Here is a 20,000-nt window from a genome sequence, read left to right as displayed (position 1 = left end):
TTCTGCCCTACTCCCGATTGGACAACCAGACGCTTTGATAGGGCTTAAGGGTCATGCAGCCTGAAAGATCATCGATCTGCATGCCCGAGATCAGATCGACCCAGTGATCGGTGCCAATCAGGTTGATATCGCTCAGAGAGACTTGCTGTACTTCATCACTGATGTTGTGAATACAGAAAACCGACTGATCCCGTCGCATGCTCTGACGCCAGAACCCGAAAATCTGCAACCCCAAATGCAGGGTGAACTGAGTGGCATTGGGATGGAACGCCGGCTGCTTCCTGCGAATGGCAATCAGCCGCTTGAGTTCATGGAAGGCCTTGCTGTGGTGGCTCAGGGAATCCTCCAGCTCCCGCTCCAGATCATCGAGCTGCCATTGGCTCCGGTTAATAGATCGTAAGCGCCCGGTGTGCTCCACTCGCTCAATGTCATTCTCGGTCGCGAGCAGGCTGTGTATGTAAAAGGCGGGAATACCCTCAAGAGCAAGCATCACAGTATGGGCGCAGATAAATCGTGGCAGCTGCCAGTGGTCCGCGCCGGTCTCCGCTGTGCCTTTCAAGGCATCGTAAAGCGCGATGTTGACTTCATAGGGCTGGTCCCGGCCATCGGGCGTGCGGCGGTAGGAGACCTTGCCGCCAAACGAGTCCATGGTGTTAATCAGTCGCTGTTTTTCATCGTCCGCCAACAGACCATCGGTGGGGCGCATTCCGATGCCATCGTGGGACGCGACAAAATTCAGGTAGGTGGTGCCCATTTGCGCCGGCGGCATACTCATGAGCCAGGTTTTCAGGTGCTTGCAGTCGCCCGTTATCAGCGTATTGATCAGCAGGGGCGGCAGCGAGAAGTTATAGATCACATGGGCTTCGTTGGCATTGCCAAAGTACGTCAGGTTCTCCCGGTTGGGCACATTGGTCTCAGTAATCACCACGGCTCCCGGGCTGTGGTGTTCGATCAACAGCCGCAGGATCTTGATGAGTTCGTGGGTCTGCCGCAGATGTATGCAGGGCGTGCCCGGTTCCTTCCACAGAAACGCAACGGCGTCCAGGCGGAAAATGATGACGCCGTGCTCAAGGTAATGACGAATGATGGAAACGAACTCGATTAATACCTTTGGATTGGCAAAGTTCAGATCGACCTGATCCTCGCTGAAAGTGCACCATACGTGACGCTCACCATCATCTGTCTGGACCGGGGTCAGCAGTGGCGAGGTGCGGGGTCGCACTACCGCACTCAGGTCATCCTTAGGATTTCCCTCAAAGAAGTAGTCCTTTCCGGGGTCCACCCGTTTGCGGAAGTTCTCGAACCAGCGACTGCGGGCAGACATGTGGTTGATCACGAGGTCGGCCATCAGTTTGAAGTCAGCCGAAATTGCTTCAATGTCTTCCCAGTCACCGTGGGATTCGTTCACCGCGAGGTAATCCATCACCGAAAAGCCGTCATCCGAACTGTAGGGGAAAAACGGCAGGATGTGGACGGCCGACAGACTGTCGGAGAGGCAGTCCGTCAGAAACTGGTGCAGTGTGACCAGTGGTTTCTGATCCGCCTGGCGCACCGTATCCGCGTAGGTGATCAGCAACACATCCGATTCATCCCAGTTGTTCTGATGGGCCGGAGGTGCCGCCTGGTCCGGAGTTACGCCGATGGCCTCAAGCAGCTGATCAGCAAAAAAGTCACAATCCAGCGCCGGATAGACCACTTCCAGCATCGAAACCAGCTTGGCCTTCAGAGGCTGGCTCATCGGCGGAACTCCTCGTTATCCAGCTCCACAGCCTCCAGCAATTGTTCCTTGATATCCGGGATAGCGCTGGTAACCCTGTTCCAGCTGGGGATGAAAGGTGTATCCATCGGGTTCTCAAGAAAATAGGCACCTGCCCGCATCACATTCTGGGCGAACAGCTCTACCGCCTTCTCTTCCTTGTGACGATCGAAAGTCAGGCCATTCACAATGGCGTCATTCTGATAGGTTTCCACAAAATCCAGCGCAATCCGGAAATACGTCGCCTTGAGGGTGCGGAACTTCTCGCTGGAGAAGACTTCACCATTGGTGGCCAGCTTTCGGAACAGAGCCTTGGCGATGTCCACGCTCATTTTCGACAGACCATTGCTGGCATCTTCAGGTGATAATTCCTGGTGTTTATGATCATAAACATCGGCGATATCCACCTGGCACAGACGGTTGGTCGCGTAGTTGCGCTTCATTTCAGAGAGCACGCCGATCTCCAACCCCCAATCACTGGGTATTCGGAGATCATTGATCACATCCGTACGGAACGAAAATTCGCCCGCCAGCGGATAGCGATAACTGTCCAGATAATCGAGAAAATCGTTCGGGCCACACACTTTCTTCAGGGCACGAATGAGCGGGGTTACCAGCAAACGGCTAACCCGGCCATTCATTTTATTGTCCGCCACACGGGCGTAGTAGCCCTTGCAGAACATGTAGTTAAAGCCCGGATTAGCAACCGGATAAATCAATCGGGCAACGAGATCCCGGGAATAGGTAAGAATGTCACAGTCATGCAGCGCCACCGACTTGCAGGTACCGGAGGCCAGTACATAGCCGAAGCAATACCAGACGTTCCGACCCTTGCCCATTTCCGTGGGCGCCAGGTTCTGCTCCCGGAGCTTCAGATCAATAGCGCGGAGCCGGGGACCATCATTCCAGAGTACTTTGAAGTTCTGTGGAAGTTCGGAAAAGTATTCGAGCGCATGGCGGTACTGTTCTTCATTGGCCCGATCCAGGCCGATGACGATCTGATCAAGATAAGGCACCTTGGTCAGTTCGTGCACAATATTCTTCAGTGCGGGCCCCTCCAGCTCGGAATAGAGCGACGGTAGCACCAGAGACATGGGCCGGGCCTTTCGAAAACTCATCAACTCCGCTTCAATATCCTCTACTGGCCGGCGAACAAGGTTGTGCAGAGTCGTGATAATGCCATTCTGGTAAAAGTCGCCCATGGCGGCTCTCCTTTCTAGTACCCGTACTCAAACAGGAGATTAAGGACACACTCATTCCAGCCCTCAGGGCCGGATTTGATGGAACGCATGGCGTGCTTGGCCGATGGCAATTGCACTTCATCACTGTTAACGCCACGAATGACAACTGGTATGTCCGCCGATTCCAGCATTTGCTGATCATTCGGGCTATCTCCGAGCGCTATAGCGATAACCGCATCCTTGCCGTGCTGCTCCCGGTATTTACCCAGCAAAAACCGGGCCCCATCGGATTTGTCAAAGATGCCCATGGCATGATGAAACCTGCCACCATGAACCAGGCGCAGGTTTTCCGCAGCCAGTGCAGCCCTGAAAGCCGTCAGTTCTTCATCAGAGCCGTCCCAGAGCAAGGGTTCTGTACCCAGGCGCTCCTTTGCCCGCCCGGCAGACTCGGCATCCAGGCCCGTCACAGAAGCCAACTCCGTTACCGACATGTCCTCGAAGCCCCGAAAGCGGGCACCCGACTCCCGCTGGGCCGCTAAAACCTTCAGCACTTCCTCCCGGGGTGCCCCAAAATTCACCACTTGCTCTTCATCATTGCCAAAGGTTTTTGCAGGAATCACCACGGCTGCACCGTTTTCAACAATGAAGGGATCGGTGTTTGCCAGCTCCTGCCGTAAGTTGCGAATTTCCGGTGCCGTTTTACTGGAATTCAGAATCAGTGGAATCTGAGCGTCGTCGAGCCTTTTCAGGGCGGGACGTGCGGCTTCCCAGCGATAGTCTTCATGATTCAGTAAAGTACCGTCCAGGTCAGAAAAAATCAGTAACCGGGGCTTTGTCATGGATTGTCTCCGTTAATTGTCTCGGAATCGGGGCTGGCTAAGGGAGTGATCCTCCCCTACCTCAATGAGGACATCCGCCCTGCCCGGCATTTCCGTCAGGCAAAATCGCGTCACACGTTCGTAATGCATAATGAAACGAGCCACCTCGTCATCACTCATTATGCGCAGGCTTTGTGCGCCTCTTTTTTCGTCGCTCTTTTTTGGTGCACTGGAAATTCTTTCAGCCAGCTTATGCTCCTGTAGGGTGCGCCATTCCAGAACGCTGTCCATGGACGGCGCTTTCAGCATGACCAGGTTATCCAACTGGCCGTACAAACGATGGTAGGCCCCCTTCAGGCACTCATTAACATAACGTCGCCAGGTGCCGTGTTGATCTTCCTCCGCCTCCAGGCGATTGATGGGAAGCTCAAGTGCACTTTCGGGTTCAGGCCGGGCACCCAGGCACCAGCCCTCGAAAAGAATCACCTCCGCCCGGCCTTTAAAAACGGGCCAGGACGCCTCGGGAAGCCGGTCATCGATGGATTTATCAAACGCGGGTACCGGAGTCAGGTCACCCGGGCCTGCTGACCGGAGCTGCTCGATAATCCGCTGCCCCAGTTCAACGTCATGTGTTCCGGGAACACCCCGGGTAATAAAAAGTGGGTGCACGCGCTCTGCAAGTTCCTGACGCTCTGCTCTGGTAAGGTAGATATCATCCAGGGAAAAACTGGCTGCCGGACAGTGACGATGCTTCCCCAGAATCTCCCTGAGAAACAGGGTCAGCGTGGATTTACCGGTTCCCTGAGCACCATGGATACCCACAACAACAGGTCGTTTTTGTGCCGCGTGGAGCGAGAGGATGTGATCGACCAGAGGCAGGATGGTCTGTTCTACCGTGCTGACGTAGGTGTCAGGAAGACCCTCCTGTTCAATCAGGGCCTCAATTGTTTTGTTAAGCTCGCTGTCAGACACGTTGATGTTCCTGATATTCATAATTGGTTTGAAAGTTGAAGCAGCAGTATTCGTACCAAATGGGAGTATAGGCATTTTATGAGTAGCAAGAGTTTTCATGTGGAGCATCGCTACCTGGAACTCCCGGACAGCTTTTATACCCGGGTTCAGCCCACGCCGTTGAGAGACGCCAGAATGGTGTGCTTCAACCACAAGCTGGCTGAACAAATGGGGTTTCATACCCAGACAGAAGAGGACTGGACACAAATTGGTGCCGGCGCTGAGCTTCTGGAAGGAATGGATCCTGTGGCCATGAAGTATACGGGCCATCAGTTCGGCGCCTACAACCCGGAACTGGGTGATGGCCGGGGCCTGCTGCTCTGGGAGACCATCGGGCCCGATGATCGACGTTGGGACTGGCACCTCAAGGGTGCAGGCATGACACCTTACTCAAGGTTTGGTGATGGACGGGCCGTTCTGCGCTCCAGCATTCGCGAGTATCTTTGTAGTGAGGCGATGCATGGCCTGGGTATTCCCACCACCCGGGCGCTGTTCATGGTCAGTGCCCGGGATCCGATACGCCGCGAATCCATCGAAACAGCCGCTGCCCTGATGCGGGTAGCCCAGAGTCATATCCGTTTTGGCCACTTTGAGTTTGCCGCGCACCATGAGGGAACAGACGCCTTGGAGACTCTGCTGGAACATGTTATTTCCCTCCACTTCCCGCATCTTATTGAGCTGCCGAAAGACGAACGACACACTCGCTGGTTCGAGGAAGTGGTTGAGCGGACCGCCCGACTGATTGCGGACTGGCAGGCAGTAGGTTTCTGCCATGGGGTAATGAACAGCGATAACATGTCCATCATCGGGGACACCTTCGACTACGGCCCCTATGCATTTCTGGACGATTTCGACGCCGGCTATATCTGCAACCACACCGATCAGGGCGGCCGCTATGCCTACAACCGGCAGCCCCAGGTAGGTTTCACCAACTGCCAGTATCTGGCGAATGCCCTGTTACCAGTCATGGAAGAAGACTCTGTGCGTCGGGGCCTGCGTCGCTATGAGATCACCTACAACGCTCGATTCCTGCAGAACATGCGGGATAAGCTTGGCCTGCTTCAGGAGGAAGAATCGGATCTCAGCCTGATCATGGACACTTTCAGCATGCTCCATGAACACCATGTGGATTACACCGCCTTCTTCCGAGCCCTCTCCAACCTCGATGCCCACGGTCATGCACCGGTCAGAGATCTGTTTGTGGACCGCAGTGTCGCGGATGAGTGGCTGGAACGGTATGAAGAGCGCCTACAGAAGGAAACCCGTGCCCACGATGAACGGGAATACACCATGCGAGCGGTGAACCCCAAATACATACTGAGGAACTATCTGGCCCAGCAGGTGATTCAGGAAGCCCAGAACGGCGACTATCAACCCATGAAAGCGCTGCTGAAAGTGCTTGAGCGGCCGTTCGATGAACAGCCAGAGCACGAGCACTTCGCCGCACTGCCACCAGACTGGGGCAAGCACCTGAACATCAGTTGCTCCTCCTGATCCGGCCGGCATAAAAAAAGGGTGCAGCCTTGGCTTCACCCTTTTTTTGTCCGCCGTCTGGCTATCGAATCAGACCGCCTTGGCGGCAATGATCTTATCGTGCCACTCGGCCGGGCCCGTCTGATGCACGGAAGAACCACGGGAATCCACCGCTACCGTCACAGGCATGTCTTCCACCTCAAACTCGTAGATGGCTTCCATCCCCAGCTCCGGAAATGCAACCACTTCAGCGTGCTTGATAGCCTTGGATACCAGATACGCAGAACCCCCGACAGCCATCAGATAAACCGCGCCAAACTCCTTGATGGCATCGATCGCGACCTGGCCACGCTCGGCTTTCCCGATCATGCCGGTAAGGCCGGTTTTCTCAAGCATGGTATGGGTAAATTTGTCCATACGGGTGGCGGTCGTCGGGCCGGCAGGACCAACCACTTCCTCGCGCACAGGATCAACCGGGCCCACGTAATAGATAAACCGCCCCTTAAGATCGACCGGCAGCTCCTCGCCCTTCTCGATCATGTCGACCATCTTTTTATGAGCCGCGTCACGGCCGGTCAGCATCTTGCCGGAAAGAAGAACCGTCTCCCCCGGCTGCCAGTCCTTAACATCTTCCGGAGTAACCGTATCAAGGTTCACGCGACGAACGTTCTCACCCACTTCCCAGGTAATTTCCGGCCAGTCTTCAAGGCTCGGCGGGGTTTGCAGTGAAGGGCCATTACCGTCCAGCGTGAAGTGTGCGTGACGTGTAGCGGCGCAGTTCGGAATAATGGCAACCGGCTTGTTGGCTGCGTGGGTCGGGTAGTCTTTAACCTTCACGTCCAGAACCGTTGTCAGGCCACCCAGACCCTGGGCACCAATGCCAAGATCGTTCACCTTGTCGAACAGCTCCAGGCGCAGCTCCTCGGAACGGTTGGACGCACCGCGCTCTTGCAGATCGTGGATATCGATCGGATCCAGCAGCGATTCTTTCGCCATTTCCATCGCCTTCTCGGCGGTACCGCCGATACCGATACCCAGCATGCCGGGCGGACACCAGCCAGCCCCCATCTGCGGAACCATTTTCAGCACCCAGTCCACCACGGAATCGGACGGGTTCAGCATGGCAAACTTGGATTTGGCTTCGGAGCCACCACCCTTGGCTGCCACGTGAACTTCAACGGTGTCACCCGGCACCATCTTGTAATGGATGATCGCCGGCGTGTTGTCTCCGGTGTTCTGGCGCTTGCCATCCGGATCCGCCAGGATCGACGCGCGCAGCACGTTATCCGGCTGGGTGTAGGCACGGCGTACACCTTCGTTGATCACGTCGTCCAGCGGCATCTCGCAGTCCCACTGAACATTCATGCCGATGTTCACGAATACGGTAACAATGCCGGTATCCTGGCACAGCGGACGGTGGCCCTCCGCGCACATGCGAGAGTTGATCAGAATCTGAGCCATGGCATCCTTGGCCGCCTGGGACTCTTCCTTCTGGTAAGCCTCATACACGCCCTGGATAAAATCCTTCGGGTGGTAATAGGAAATGAACTGCAGCGCGTCCGCTACGCTTTCAATCAGGTCGTCCTGGCGGATTACGGTGGTCATAGGCGCCTCATCAGCTTGGTATCGTTTTATCGTGTGATCGGAAAATCGGGATGCGAGAGTTTACCAGAAAAACGCCAACGCGAGGGATCAGACAGATGGCGAACCCACCACGAAAACAGTAAAAAACGGCGGCAAGAAAAGGTACGATCCTAATCAAATGACAAGAAATTCCCCTGGAGACCCCGTGACAGACCTCATTCTCACCGAAAAGCATAACCGGATCCTCACCGTTCGCATCAACCGGACGGACCGCAAAAACGCCCTGACCCACGCCATGTACACCAGCCTTGGCGATGCCCTTGAGCAGGCACAGGCCGATGCAGATATTCGCTGTGTACTCTTTACCGGCAGCGCCGACTGTTTTACCGCAGGCAATGATCTGAGCGATTTTGCCCAGGGCCTGCCGGGCGCATTCCAGGACACACCTGTTGGCCGCTTCCTTTTACTGCTGGCCAACACCACCAAACCCGTTGTTGCAGCAGTGAACGGACCAGCCGTGGGCATTGGCACCACCATGCTGCTGCATTGCGATATGGTCTTTGCTGGTCAGAATGCCCGGTTCCAGATGCCTTTTGCCAACCTGGGACTTTGCCCCGAGGGTGGTTCAAGCCTGCTGCTCCCGTCCTGGCTGGGCCGTGTCCGGGCGGCGGAATTATTGATGCTGGGCGACGCATTCACGGCCGATGATGCCTATCGCCTGGGCCTCATCAGCCGGATCTGTGACTCGGTTCAAACGGAAGCCGAGGCGCTGGAAACCTGCAAGCGGCTCGCCGCCCAGGCCCCGGCGGCTATCCGCGCAACCAAGGAACTGCTCAGCCGGTCAACCCATGACGACCTCAGGAGCGCCATGCTGGCCGAAGGTGAACTCTTTGCAGAACGGCTCAAGTCGCCGGAAGCCGCAGAGGCCATCAAAGCTTTCATGGAAAAGCGCAAGCCCGATTTCTCGGCTTTCAAATAGCAGCGCCCGGCCCACTGGAAAGCCGTCCGGTGGGCTCGACAAACCGTTAACTCCCAACTATTTTTCTCAATAGCCAAACTCCAATCGTGCGGGGAGGGTTTAAAGGGTCAGAATCACACTTTCGGCTGATCAACACTTGCCATACTGTCGCTATAGTCATAGATACAGAAATTGGCTCACAGCGCTGGCCAAAATTTCAGACACCAGTTTCAAGCAGAACAGGCCACTGACATCGGGCTTACCGGATCAGACCGGCCCCGTCAGCTGCCGAACATAACGACACAACAACAGGAAAAGGTTCCACCCATGTTCAAGAAAACTCTAATAAGTCTTGCCGTGGCGTCTTCCCTTGGACTTACAGGCTGCTTTGATAGTGGCGAAACGGGGGCGAATGCTAATCCGGACTATAAGATTTCCAACCCTGACTTCACTGGTAAGACCTGGCCAATTTTCAATCCTGTGACCAGTGAGCTGCCTCTTCCGAACGACCTCATATTCAAATCCGATGACCCGAGTACGGCCATCATTGAAGCCGATGGGACCTTTAGTGTTGCAGACACTACCCCCCCTGTCACCAGCGCGCTCAATAGGCTCAGCGGTGCATCAACAGTTGCGCCTGCCGTTGTGCGTTTGAATGGGCAGATTGACCCCGACTCCGTAGATTCTCGTCCGTTCATAATCGTGAATTCAGAATCCGGGCCCGTGCCTGCGCCCAACCCGAATCAGAACGTATTCCTGATCGAACTGGAGTACGCAAGTGGCGACCCGGTTCAAGGCCTCGGTATGGGTGAACCACCCACAGTCCCGCTTGCAATCACTGCGCAGGTAGCTGCAGGAGCCCTGCCACTGGATCTTGAAGGGCGAGACCAAGCGGCAGCCGGCGCCTACTTGGCGGGCCTGGCTCAGAATCCGACCTACACACATGAAGTTGTAGAGCTCGATGGCACTTCCGCCATCCGGATTCACCCTACTGTTCCTCTTGATCCCAAAAAACGCTATTTGGTTGTTGTAACCACGGAAGTAACGGATATTAATGGCGACCCTATTGTCGCCTCCCCGACGTACAGCAACTTAACCGACGAAAACCAGCCACTGGGCACTTCTTCGCTGGCTCCTGTTCGCACAATTATCAACAGCTTCTGGGAAACTGTTGCAAGCAGCTATTTCGGCGTAAACAACACAACCCGCCCGACACCGCTGAGTGCTGACGATATTGCGCTGTCTTACAGCTTTACGACCTCCAATGACGAGGAGGTGCTGAAGTATATTGCTGATCCAACGACTTTCTTCCGGGATACAGTTGCCGGTGCCGCTCGCGTGGCAGGCGTCAAGCAGGCACTCGCAAATGACGTAACAGACTTCTTGGATTTACTGGATGCGGCAAATACTGCCGAGGCTGCTTCAAATGCCGATCAAACAGCTGCAGCTCTGAATGCTGGCCTTGGTGCTCTTCTTCCAAATCCGGGAGACCGGAGTAGCAGCGCGACTTTTGGTGCGCCACAAGACGTAACTCAGGTATCCGCCATTACAGATCAGTTTGTTGATTTTGGTGACGTCAATATCGTCCAGGGCACAATCGACCTGCCTTACTATCTGGGCATACCAACAGGCCAAACAGAAGCTGAGGGTGCGGTAATCAATTCAAGCGATTTCACCGCTGACCTGGTTGCAGCATCGAACATCGGTGACCAACTTGGTGTTCAACTTGCTCAATCGGACGCATCGGTCAGTGACGTCGTCAACTACCGCTTCCCCTTCCCGGATGCGACAAGCGATGCGCTCTCTATACCGGTTTTCATCCTATATCCGGCTTCTTACGATGGCTCCACAGCTCTTGAAACGGTGATTTATCAGCACGGCATTACCACCGACCGAAGTGCCGCCCTGACCTTTGGTAGCGCTCTCGCAAAGAATGCCAACGTTGCCGTAGTGGCAATTGACCAGCCTCTGCACGGTGTTACCCCCTTCAGCGTTGAAGACCAGCAGGCATTGGCCACCCAATTACTGACTGTCGGTCAGGACAGCGGACTCCCCGAGTCCTTGGCGCCGAACGAAACCAACATCAATGCGGTGATTGCGGGTCAGATTGCGATCGGCTTTGTTATCGCAGCAGTTGAAGCTGATGCAGAAGCACAGTCGATTGATGCCGCAACCGCAGCTTCAATAGTAACCAGTGTCGCTGCTGGGGGTACGATCAGCGATTTGGTTGGTGGAATCTCCATTCAAGATGCCGCACTTCTAGACCCGGCGATCCGTAGCCTGCGCTCGTTCGAAAACACCGTAGCGAATGCGGGCAGCACCGTTCCTGGGCTTGCCAAAACAGAGAACGAGCGTCACTTTGACTTCACGGCAGGCGCCGCCAACCAGCCAGTGCCAATGACGGCCACCGCTGGTGAGTCCGGAAGCCTGTTCATCAATTTGACCAACTTCACCAATTCCCGTGACAAGAACCGTCAAGCGGTTCTCGACTTGCTGAATCTGCGTGAATCTCTCGGCGGCCTCGACTTCGATGGCACCGCCGGTGCTGACCTTGATGCAACTCAGGTTTACTTCACGGGCCACTCACTTGGAACCATCGTCGGCGCGCCGTTCGTTGCTGTTGCCAATAATTCGGCTGAGACCGCGGACGATATCGTTGCAACCCAGTTGCTGACGCCAGGCGCAGGTATTGTTCGCTTGCTAGAAAACTCACCAGCATTTGCTCCGGCTATTCTCGGGGGCCTGCAAGTTGCTGCCGGACTTGAGCAAGGGGATGCCAACTTGGAAACATACTTCAACGTTTTCCAGGCCGCTCTGGACTCTGCCGATCCGATCAACTTTGCTGACGATCTGGCTACTTCCAAGGTGGTGCTCTCGCAAGTGAATGGCGATCAGGTAATTCCAAATGATCCACTAACCAACCCGCTTGGTGAGGCGTTCGAGGCCTACCTGTCTGGCACCGAGCCTTTTGCTAGGTTACTGGGCGCGACGCCAGTAACGGGGGATGGCGTTCCTGTAGCGCTGGATAATGCGGCAATCACCCGTTATCTCGAAGGCACCCACGGTACACCAGTTCTGCCCCAAGGCGGACCTTTGGATGTAAGAGTGTTTACAGAGATGGTGACGGAAACCGCCAGCGTGATCTCTACGATGGGTACTGCGGTGGTTCCCAACGCAGCCGGCCTCGATCCGGATATCACTGAAATCGTTCAGCAAAACTGAGAAACCAAGTAAAAGAAAAGGGACGGCAACTGCCGTCCCTTTTTTTATCTACCAAAATCTGTAGGTTTAATAGAAGCCCGGGGTAGATACCCCCAGAGCTTATTAATTCACGCTAGTCGGTAATGGTCACTTCCCCCTGCGGCAAAAGATTTGCTTCCACGTCCTCCGCCTTGAACAGGATTGGTCTGAAGCTCTTCTCTGAGTATCGCAAACTCTGGTCATTGAAGAAGGGAGACTCAAAGTCTGTCGACTGGGAATAGCTGATCAGACCGTATGCCTCTGGACCGTTGTCGGTAAACTCCAGGCCAAAGTGCCAACTCGTTCCACGTGCCATTTTCCAACCTTCCTCGTTGGTCGTCGAAAGACCTGCAGTGTTGTCAATGATACTGGGTGCAACGCGAGGAAAGCGCGTATCCTCGAGGAACGGATCGGTTACGACTCCAATGGCATTGAACGTGCCATCAATAGATCCGTCTCCCCCATGCCAAGGAAAAGAAGCTCCGAGGTCTGTAGGCGTTCCGCCGCTCAGGCTTCCTCCCGCCAACCCCGGCAGAGCACCACCCGAGGGCTGATAGTACTGAACCGATCCCAGATCCGCGTCATACGCGATGTTGACCTGATCCAGCGCATTTAGCCCCACCGCAAGTGCCCGAAGCATAACGTCATCGGCCGTTCCCGCGTTGCTACTTGAAGGGGTTGAGGGTGTCCCTACAGGATCTGCAGGATCAAAGGCAACCGTCAGGTCAGAACTAAAGCTTCGTCGATAGTTGGCAATAAAGACCCGATAGACATGAGCGCCTACGCTGTCAACGTTGTATAAACCATCCCAGGATTGCAGGACGCCGCACGCCTGATCTACCGTCCGAGATCCACCTTCCGGCAAATTAACTGGCGTAGCTCCTATCGTAGTGCATCTGGCCCGAAGCTCCTGTAGGAACTGGTCGGCGTACCATGCGCGGTTATTGTAGATGACATTGATGAGATCCAGGGCCCCAAACTTGCCATCTTGACCCGCAGGAAGCGGAGCGGTCGGTGAAACCGTGCCCGGTGACATTGGGTTTTTCAACATTGAGATACCAAGGCGGGTACGGGGACCCAGGGCCGACTCTTCGGGCCCGAACATCGGAGAATATCCAGTCAGGAATTGATCAGGATTAGTGGACCAGTAGCTGTCATTCGAATTCTGTACCCAATCAGTTCTCAGCAGCTTCGGCTTATCTTCGTATGGAACCAGTCCACCACATTCGCCCTCTACCCAATCGTCTCTTGAGGTATCGCCATCCAGTAAAGTCAGGCCACCCTCAAAAAGCTGATTATATTCAGGACTTGCCTGACGCTTAAATTGAATGACCGCAAGCGTCGCATCGGAAAGATTCGGAACAGAGCTGCTGTCGATATAAAAAGCATTACCCTGATCGTCAGCATAGGTCGAATTGGTCCAGAGAGTAGATCCGCAGTTCCTGAAAACATTCTGGAATTCCGCAAGCGTAGAGGCCCGACTCATCTGCAACCAGGTATCCAGAAGCCTGGTAGTACTGGCATTAGCATCTCGATAGGTGTACGCAGTACCGCTGGATCCCCATGCAGGCAATCCGCCGTCAGTTATGGCATTGGCGGAAACCATCGGACCATACTCGGAGTAGTAAAAGGTCTTCTCTAGGACAACTGGATTTGGAGAGCCATCGAATACCTCAATCTGGAAGGTCTCTGATGTAATCGGCTTTTCCTCACCATCTTTTATATAAACGAGGTTGTCCCCATCCTTGAGCGTCAACTCGTAGAGGGTAAAGCGACGGCTTGTCGTAACGGTATGGGACCAGCCAAGGTTCTCATTGAAGTTGATCAAAGGGACTGCCGTCCCCAGAAGGCCTGCTCCCATCGCATTAAGGTACCCAGGAACCGTCATCTGAACTTGATAGAACCTGCGATGCCCAGTATACGGAAAGTGAGGGTTTGCAAGCAGCGCACCTTTACCATTTTCTGTCAGGTCACTACCAACACCCCAGGCATTACTTGCCAAGCCCGTATCCTGAAAGTTTTCAATCTCGCCGGCATTATTTCCTGCATTGACAGCCACTTGCTTGAAAAAGGCTTCTTGCTCCGCGCCAGTCGCACTAATCACCGGCGTAGGGTTAGGCGACTCCTCTGGAGGGACCGCCACGAATATCGCCCCTGTGGCAAATAATGCGCCACTGGCGTACTGACCCACGACCCGATAGTGCGCCAAAAGGTCAACTGGTGATATCTCTTTAACCCAAGGCTGACCTCTACATTCAACGGGCAAATCTGCTGGATCTGTCTCGGATATATATTTATTGTACCCTGCCGTAAAACCCTCTATTAGCGCCCGGGATTCATCGGTAAGGGAGGGGAACTCAGCTTCAGCCCCGCTCAGAATCTTCTGGGCTTTGAAGCTGAAGTCATTAATGATGTTGATGTCATCTGGCCCCGGACCGAAGTATTTCGCCCTCTCACTGCGGGCCTTCACGATTGCTTCCGCCAGCATGCACACATTATCCTGTGCCTGGGCATAGCCATTCCCAAATGCCGCCGATTTCAGATTGTCGGCGGTTACGTGTGGCACTCCCCCCGTCGTACGGCGAATATTAGCGCTCAGCGTCCCATCCGCCGGGAAGAGGTTGGTATCCACAGACGATTCAGATGAGCCGGAGGAGCTGTCACCGTCAAAACAGCCCGCCAGCATCGTGCTCCCTAGCAGTGCAAGTGCAAAGGCACGTAGGCGCTGCCCCGTCAGTTTTTTCCTAATCTTCATAGTGTCATCCTTATACTTGTTCACTACGGATTCACCGTTATTGGTGACACTAATAAAGCTAGCAGATGGTCAAATTTCGACCAGTAGGACTGAACAGTTATTCACGTTTTTACTCAAAGAAATTCCTCGTTATCAGAACCCAGCGGCTTCCCCACCCAATCCGCTGTGGCGGCCGTTTTCTCGAATCTAATCGGGAACCCGATCTGCATTTGTTGAGTACCGTCTCCTCGATCAACGCCGATCACCATTTCCCGGGCCTTGAGCTGTGGATGCTCAGCCGCCTCGGAAATCGTCAGCACCGGCTCCACGCAGGCATCCTGATCAGCAAAAATCTCCTGCCACTCAGCCAGCGGTTTCTCAGCAATTTTTTCTTTCAGAACCATTTTCAGGTGTTGCTGATGCTCAGGATTCTGGCTCATGGCTAGGCTATTAACCTCAGAAATCCCGAGGGTGTGGAACAGGCGGGAAGCGAATTGGGGCTCAAGGCTGCCCACCGAGAGCCAACGACCGTCGCTGGTCTGGTAGTAGTCGTAAAAGGAGCCCCCGTTGAGCAACGCGCTCTCTGGCTTCTGCTCCTGGCCTCCAGCCAGGCAGGCCGCCCCGGCCATGGCGTTCAGCGCAAAGGCAGCATCGGTCATGCTGATATCAACAAACTGCCCTTCTCCGGTCTGCTGTCGGTGTATTACCGCAGCCAGGATGCCCATAACGGCATGGTGCGAACCGCCAGCCACATCCGCAATCTGAATACCCATGGGTGGCGGTCCGCTGTCGGCTCGGCCACAGTGGCTGCTGACGCCCGCCAGGGAGAGATAATTGATGTCGTGGCCCGCGCGGTCCTTGTAGGGGCCGGTCTGGCCGTAACCGGTAATGGAGCAATAGATGATGCGAGGGTTTATCGCTTTGAGGGCTTCATAGCCAATACCAAGCCGGTCCATCACGCCTGGGCGGAACTGTTCGACGACAACGTCGTAGTGTTTGACCAGCTCCAGAATTTTCTCCCTGCTCCCCTCCTCTTTCAGGTTGAGCCCGAGTGACTTCTTGCCACGGCTCAGAAAGCCATGGGCCGTGCTCACGCCGGCATCATGTGGTGGCATTACCCGGGTCAGATCCACCCTGTCCGGCGCCTCCACCCGCAACACATCCGCCCCCATATCGGCCAGCATCATGGTGGCGTAAGGCCCCGGCAATAAGGTACTGAAGTCCAGGACTTTTAGTGAGGTCAAGGGTCCGGCCATGGTTCACTCCTTTCATGTCTGTTTTTGTCGGTTTTATCGTGATGTCTCATGCTGCCCGGTTTTTCCGGCGGGGCCAACTGCAGCTTACGTCATTCCTATTGGCCGATTCTTACAGTTGGCGGACAGGACTTCGGTTGCATTGTTCCGCGGGGGTTTTATGATGGGTTTCGTTTTTATGGAATGGCGAGTGACATGTCCAACCTGACGGTTTCAAGACACTTTGTTCAGGCCGCTCTGGTCGGAGCGGAGGATCTTGGCTTTGATACTCTGGAGATGCTGAAGGAAGCAGGCATATCTCCGGATCTTCTGCGTATCGAAATGGCACGGGTCAGCAGTGACCAGTTCAGTCATTTAATGCAGGTACTCTGGAACAGGTTAAGTGACGAGTTCATGGGTTTTGGCCCCAGGCGCGCCCGCAGCGGCACATTTGCGACCATGTGCGCCCTGGTCATCGACTGCCCCAATCTCGAGGCGGTCTATCGCCAAGCGTTCCAGTTCTCCCGATTGTTTGACCCCATGATTGCCATGGAGCTGGAAACCGGCGGTGAAAATGCCCAACTGGTAACTCGCATTGAAGGTGAAATACACGATCCGAATTACTTTCTACGGGAAAGCATCCTGGTTATCTGGCACCGCCTGGGAAGCTGGCTGATTGGCCAGCCGGTGGAACTGGAAAAAGCGGAATTTGATTACCCCCGACCGCCTCATGGTGACGAATACCGCCACATCTTCCACTGCCCGCTGGAATTCGGATCAGACCGCACCGCTTTGACCTTCGACAAGCGATTTCTCTCGGCGCCGGTCATTCGCGATAAATCTGAAATGCGGCAGTTTCTCAAAACTTCGCCGGCAGACCTGTTATCCCGTCCTGACGAAAGCAACACCTTCACTGGTCGCATTCGCGCACTCATCGGTAGGGACTTTTCCAGGCCATTGCCGGATTTTGAATGGATTGCGGCCGAACTGCATACCAGCCCCCAGACGCTTCGGCGACGGCTCAAGCAGGAAAACACATCATTTCAGGAGATCAAGGATTTACTCAGACGGGACATGGCGATTTATTACCTGAGCCGACAGGAGCTGCCGATCAACGATATCGCCAGCAAGGTCGGATTCACCGAGCCATCAACCTTCCACCGGGCTTTCAAGAAGTGGACCGGTGTTACCCCGGGTGCCTATCGTGAAGGCGAGCGGGGCAATCTGCCGGAGTGAAAGCCTTCAGTCGCCCGTTGGCGACTGAAGGTTGCGGATAAGCTGGCCCAGCGTTTCGGCAACTTCGCGGGCCTGCCCACGATCAAGCGCCAACTGCAGCAACCGGGAGCCATCCCTCGGATCGTAAATCCAGCAAGCGGCTGCTGTCGCTTCACAGCCCCACTCAACCTGCGGGTTTACACCGTAAACGGACATGGACTGGGTTTTACGAACAACCCGGCCACCGGCGTCCCGGCGTATTTCCTGGACATTAATGTTGCTCTCTGCAGCACTGATCCTGTACTCCACGTCGGCCGGCTTATCCACCTGAACGATGGTCTGATCCTGACGCCAGCCCGCGACTTCCAGCAAACTGTTCAGGTGAAGCGTCAGCGCTTCCCGGTCTGAGTCGGCCAGGTAAAGCTTGCGCAACGAGGTAATGCTTTGATCGCCAGCTGGCTCTATCACCGCAACCTTACTGGTATCAGAGTTGCCACCTTGTGGCGCCAAGGCTCGCTCTTTTCGGGCTTTCTCAACCTCGGTAATGAGCTTGAGGGCTTCCTGATAATGGCCGCCTTCGGAACCGGCCTGCCCAACATAGGATTCCAGAGCAGACTGCGCCTCGTTCAGATGGGCAGCCTGATACATGACACGCCCACGGTAATAAAAGTAATCAGCCGGCTTGCTGCCTTCAAGCTGTTGAAGCCGGTTCAGATATTCACCTGCTTCACCCCAGCTTTCTGCCGCCACGGCTTCCTCTGTTGCCAGCATCAACCGGCGCACCTCATGTTCGGGCGCAAGGGCCGATGCCTGCCCTGCTAACAGCGCCGACGCCAGGATAACCCCCCGGGCCAGCTGACGACCTTTGTCAAACGATACTGCCATGGCATTCACTCCTGCTGGTTGTCTGCACCAATCGCCTGCTCTTCGGTCTCCGGCGAGTCATGTTCGTCGTCTCCCGACTCATCTCCGACGTCCACTTCCGCCTGGTCCATAATGGCTTTTGGTAATTCCTTCTTGACCCTCACCCCAAGCTCCACAAAGCGGTTGGCCTGTGAAATCAGGTTGCCACGCCCTCTGGTCAGGGTATTCATGGCCGAATCATAGGAGCCCTGGGCAGTATGCAACTGCCCCCCGAGACGCTCCATAGCTTCAACGAACACCCGAAGCTTGTCGTAGACAGCACCGGCCCTGTCGGCAATCCGTCGAGCGTTCTGGCTCTGTCTTTCATAACGCCAGATATTTTCAATGGTTCGCAGCGTCGCCAATAAGGTGGTCGGTGTTACTACAATAATCTTTCGCTCGAAGGCTTCTGCGAAAAGGTTCTCGTCCTGCTGAAATGCCGCTACAAAAGCGGGCTCGATGGGCATGAACAACAGCACAAAGTCCGGAGAATGGAGACCGTTCAACTGGCTGTAATCCTTCTCGCTGAGCGTGCGAATATGATTTCTTACCGCTTCAACATGCTGCTGGAGTGCCGCTTCCCTGGCCGTATCATCTTCCTCGGTGACCCACTGCTGATACGCCACCAGCGACACCTTGGAATCGATTATCAGGTTTCGGCTGTCTGGCAGGTGGACAACAACATCGGGCCGGAGCAGTTGGTTGTCGCTGTCCCGGTAACTGCCCTGTGTGTCATATTCCACACCTTTGCGCAGGCCCGATTTCTCCAGCACCCGCTCAAGAATCAGTTCTCCCCAGTTACCCTGAATTTTCTTGTCGCCTTTCAGGGCACGGGTCAGGTTAGACGCCTCTTCCGTGATTTGACGATTCAAATCCTGCAGAGACTTGATTTCACTTCTCAGGGCCTGGCGATCGCGGGTTTCCGTGGTGTATACATCCTCCACCCGTTTGCGGAAGTCCTGAAGCTGGTCGCGAAATGGAGTGAGCAGCGTATCCAGACTGGTCCGGGTTTGCTGGCTGAAACGCTCGCTTTTCTGTTCAAAAATCTTATTGGCAAGATTCTCAAATTCCTGCTTCAAAGCATCACGGTTACGCTCCAGCAACTCCAGCTTCTCAGACGTCGAACGCCGCTCCCTGTCCAGGGTTACTTCCTGCTCTCGCAACTCAACCTGAGCCTGATGAAGCTCTTTGGCAAGCCCATCCGCCCTGTGCTGCTGGATCTGACGCTCACCCTCCAATTGCGAGATTCGGTGCTTACGTCCTTCAAGGTCGGACTCCAGGCCAGCTACGCGGTTTTCCAGCCCGGATGCCTGCTGACGCCATTGCTCGATGTCCTGTTCGTATTTGATCACCCGGGCTTTTTGTTCATCAAGCGCCCGCTCAAGATATTCTGCCTGCTGTCGGTCCATCGCCTCCTGATGCCGGGCATTCTGAAGCAGGTTTTCCGCTTCCTGACGCTCTCTGTCAAGGATAGCAAGTTCGTCGACCAGTTTTCGTTTATTGGCCACAGCGCGTGCCGTCAGACCGGCCAGTACGAAAACCGCAATCACCAGTACAACTATCCATCCGGCCATTAAGTCAGGCTGGGATAATAACAATTCGGTGACGGCTTCTGGCACTGCGGAACACTCCTGTCTTTGTTCAGTCCCTGGCGAGAACCAGGCTTATTGTCGAAGGTTACAGTCTACCCCATCAACGGAACCTTTTTCCTGAAGGCCCGTCTCTTGTATCACTCGGCTCTGTTAGCATCTCGACTGCTTTGCAAATTTGCAAACCGTGTGAATCTGCCTGTAGACGGGATACGTAGAATAATCTAAAAGGATAAGTTGTCCCTTCAGGATAGCGGCATTACGCTTTTTTAACCGCAGCGCGGAAGGGAATGGAACCAGATACGG

The 20,000-nt window shown here is 54.9% G+C and carries 13 protein-coding genes; 4 read left to right on the top strand and 9 right to left on the bottom strand.

The genetic code is table 11. The annotated features are described in order from the left end of the window. Positions 1-7 precede the first annotated feature (7 nt). Genes KFJ24_RS03100 through KFJ24_RS03085 form a run of 4 tightly spaced genes read right to left on the bottom strand, consistent with a single transcriptional unit; the run spans position 8 to position 4,727 of the window. Positions 8-1,738 carry a sugar phosphorylase gene (locus KFJ24_RS03100; RefSeq protein WP_250829626.1) on the bottom strand — a complete coding sequence of 577 codons (1,731 nt, stop codon included), beginning with the start codon at positions 1,736-1,738 and terminating at the stop codon, positions 8-10. After that, positions 1,735-2,958 (bottom strand): glycosyl transferase, encoded by a 1,224-nt coding sequence (locus KFJ24_RS03095; protein WP_250829625.1) that lies wholly within the window; start codon positions 2,956-2,958, stop codon positions 1,735-1,737. The genes KFJ24_RS03100 and KFJ24_RS03095 overlap by 4 nt, the downstream gene beginning before the upstream one ends. 14 nt (positions 2,959-2,972) lie before the next feature. Further along, positions 2,973-3,776 (bottom strand): HAD-IIB family hydrolase, encoded by an 804-nt coding sequence (locus tag KFJ24_RS03090; RefSeq protein WP_250829624.1) that lies wholly within the window; start codon positions 3,774-3,776, stop codon positions 2,973-2,975. A 12-nt stretch (positions 3,777-3,788) separates the two neighbouring features. After that, entirely contained in the window at positions 3,789-4,727 is a 939-nt protein-coding gene (locus KFJ24_RS03085; RefSeq protein WP_250829623.1) for a hypothetical protein, read from the bottom strand. 78 nt (positions 4,728-4,805) lie between these two features. Here KFJ24_RS03085 and KFJ24_RS03080 point away from each other — a divergent pair, with 78 nt between their 5' ends. Beyond that, positions 4,806-6,260 carry a protein adenylyltransferase SelO gene (locus KFJ24_RS03080; protein WP_250829622.1) on the top strand — a complete coding sequence of 485 codons (1,455 nt, stop codon included), beginning with the start codon at positions 4,806-4,808 and terminating at the stop codon, positions 6,258-6,260. 69 nt (positions 6,261-6,329) lie between these two features. On the opposite strand, the gene KFJ24_RS03075 is transcribed toward KFJ24_RS03080, so the two are convergent. Next, the gene (locus KFJ24_RS03075) at positions 6,330-7,844 is read right to left on the bottom strand and encodes a fumarate hydratase (RefSeq protein WP_250829621.1); all 1,515 of its coding nucleotides are present in this window, start codon (positions 7,842-7,844) and stop codon (positions 6,330-6,332) included. A gap of 184 nt (positions 7,845-8,028) precedes the next feature. Between KFJ24_RS03075 and KFJ24_RS03070 the strand changes: the two genes are divergently transcribed. Together KFJ24_RS03070 and KFJ24_RS03065 are read left to right on the top strand one after the other, a co-directional pair. After that, a complete protein-coding gene (locus KFJ24_RS03070) occupies positions 8,029-8,802 on the top strand; it encodes an enoyl-CoA hydratase (RefSeq protein ID WP_250829620.1) in 774 nt (257 codons plus the stop codon). A 306-nt stretch (positions 8,803-9,108) separates the two neighbouring features. Beyond that, complete coding sequence (locus KFJ24_RS03065; RefSeq protein WP_250829619.1) at positions 9,109-12,003, top strand: hypothetical protein; 2,895 nt, start codon at positions 9,109-9,111, stop codon at positions 12,001-12,003. Between the two features lie 112 nt (positions 12,004-12,115). Here KFJ24_RS03065 and KFJ24_RS03060 read toward each other — a convergent pair whose 3' ends face one another. Further along, positions 12,116-14,776: a penicillin acylase family protein gene (locus KFJ24_RS03060; RefSeq protein WP_250829618.1), complete on the bottom strand. Its 2,661-nt coding sequence runs from the start codon at positions 14,774-14,776 to the stop codon at positions 12,116-12,118. A gap of 113 nt (positions 14,777-14,889) precedes the next feature. Beyond that, positions 14,890-16,011 (bottom strand): CaiB/BaiF CoA transferase family protein, encoded by a 1,122-nt coding sequence (locus KFJ24_RS03055; RefSeq protein WP_250829617.1) that lies wholly within the window; start codon positions 16,009-16,011, stop codon positions 14,890-14,892. Positions 16,012-16,203: 192 nt separating this feature from the next. On the opposite strand from KFJ24_RS03055, the gene KFJ24_RS03050 reads away from it, so the two are divergent. Next, complete coding sequence (locus KFJ24_RS03050; RefSeq protein ID WP_250829616.1) at positions 16,204-17,223, top strand: AraC family transcriptional regulator; 1,020 nt, start codon at positions 16,204-16,206, stop codon at positions 17,221-17,223. Positions 17,224-17,229: 6 nt separating this feature from the next. Here KFJ24_RS03050 and KFJ24_RS03045 read toward each other — a convergent pair whose 3' ends face one another. Beyond that, entirely contained in the window at positions 17,230-18,087 is an 858-nt protein-coding gene (locus KFJ24_RS03045) for a hypothetical protein (RefSeq protein ID WP_250829615.1), read from the bottom strand. 5 nt (positions 18,088-18,092) lie between these two features. Then, positions 18,093-19,724 carry a DNA recombination protein RmuC gene (rmuC, locus tag KFJ24_RS03040; RefSeq protein ID WP_434967995.1) on the bottom strand — a complete coding sequence of 544 codons (1,632 nt, stop codon included), beginning with the start codon at positions 19,722-19,724 and terminating at the stop codon, positions 18,093-18,095. Positions 19,725-20,000: the final 276 nt, after the last annotated feature.

This window comes from Marinobacter sediminum (assembly GCF_023657445.1).
Classification (GTDB): Bacteria; Pseudomonadota; Gammaproteobacteria; order Pseudomonadales; family Oleiphilaceae; genus Marinobacter; species Marinobacter sediminum_A.
The sequence above is the reverse complement of the archived record's forward strand: the minus strand, read 5'-3'. Positions and strand labels throughout refer to the sequence as shown.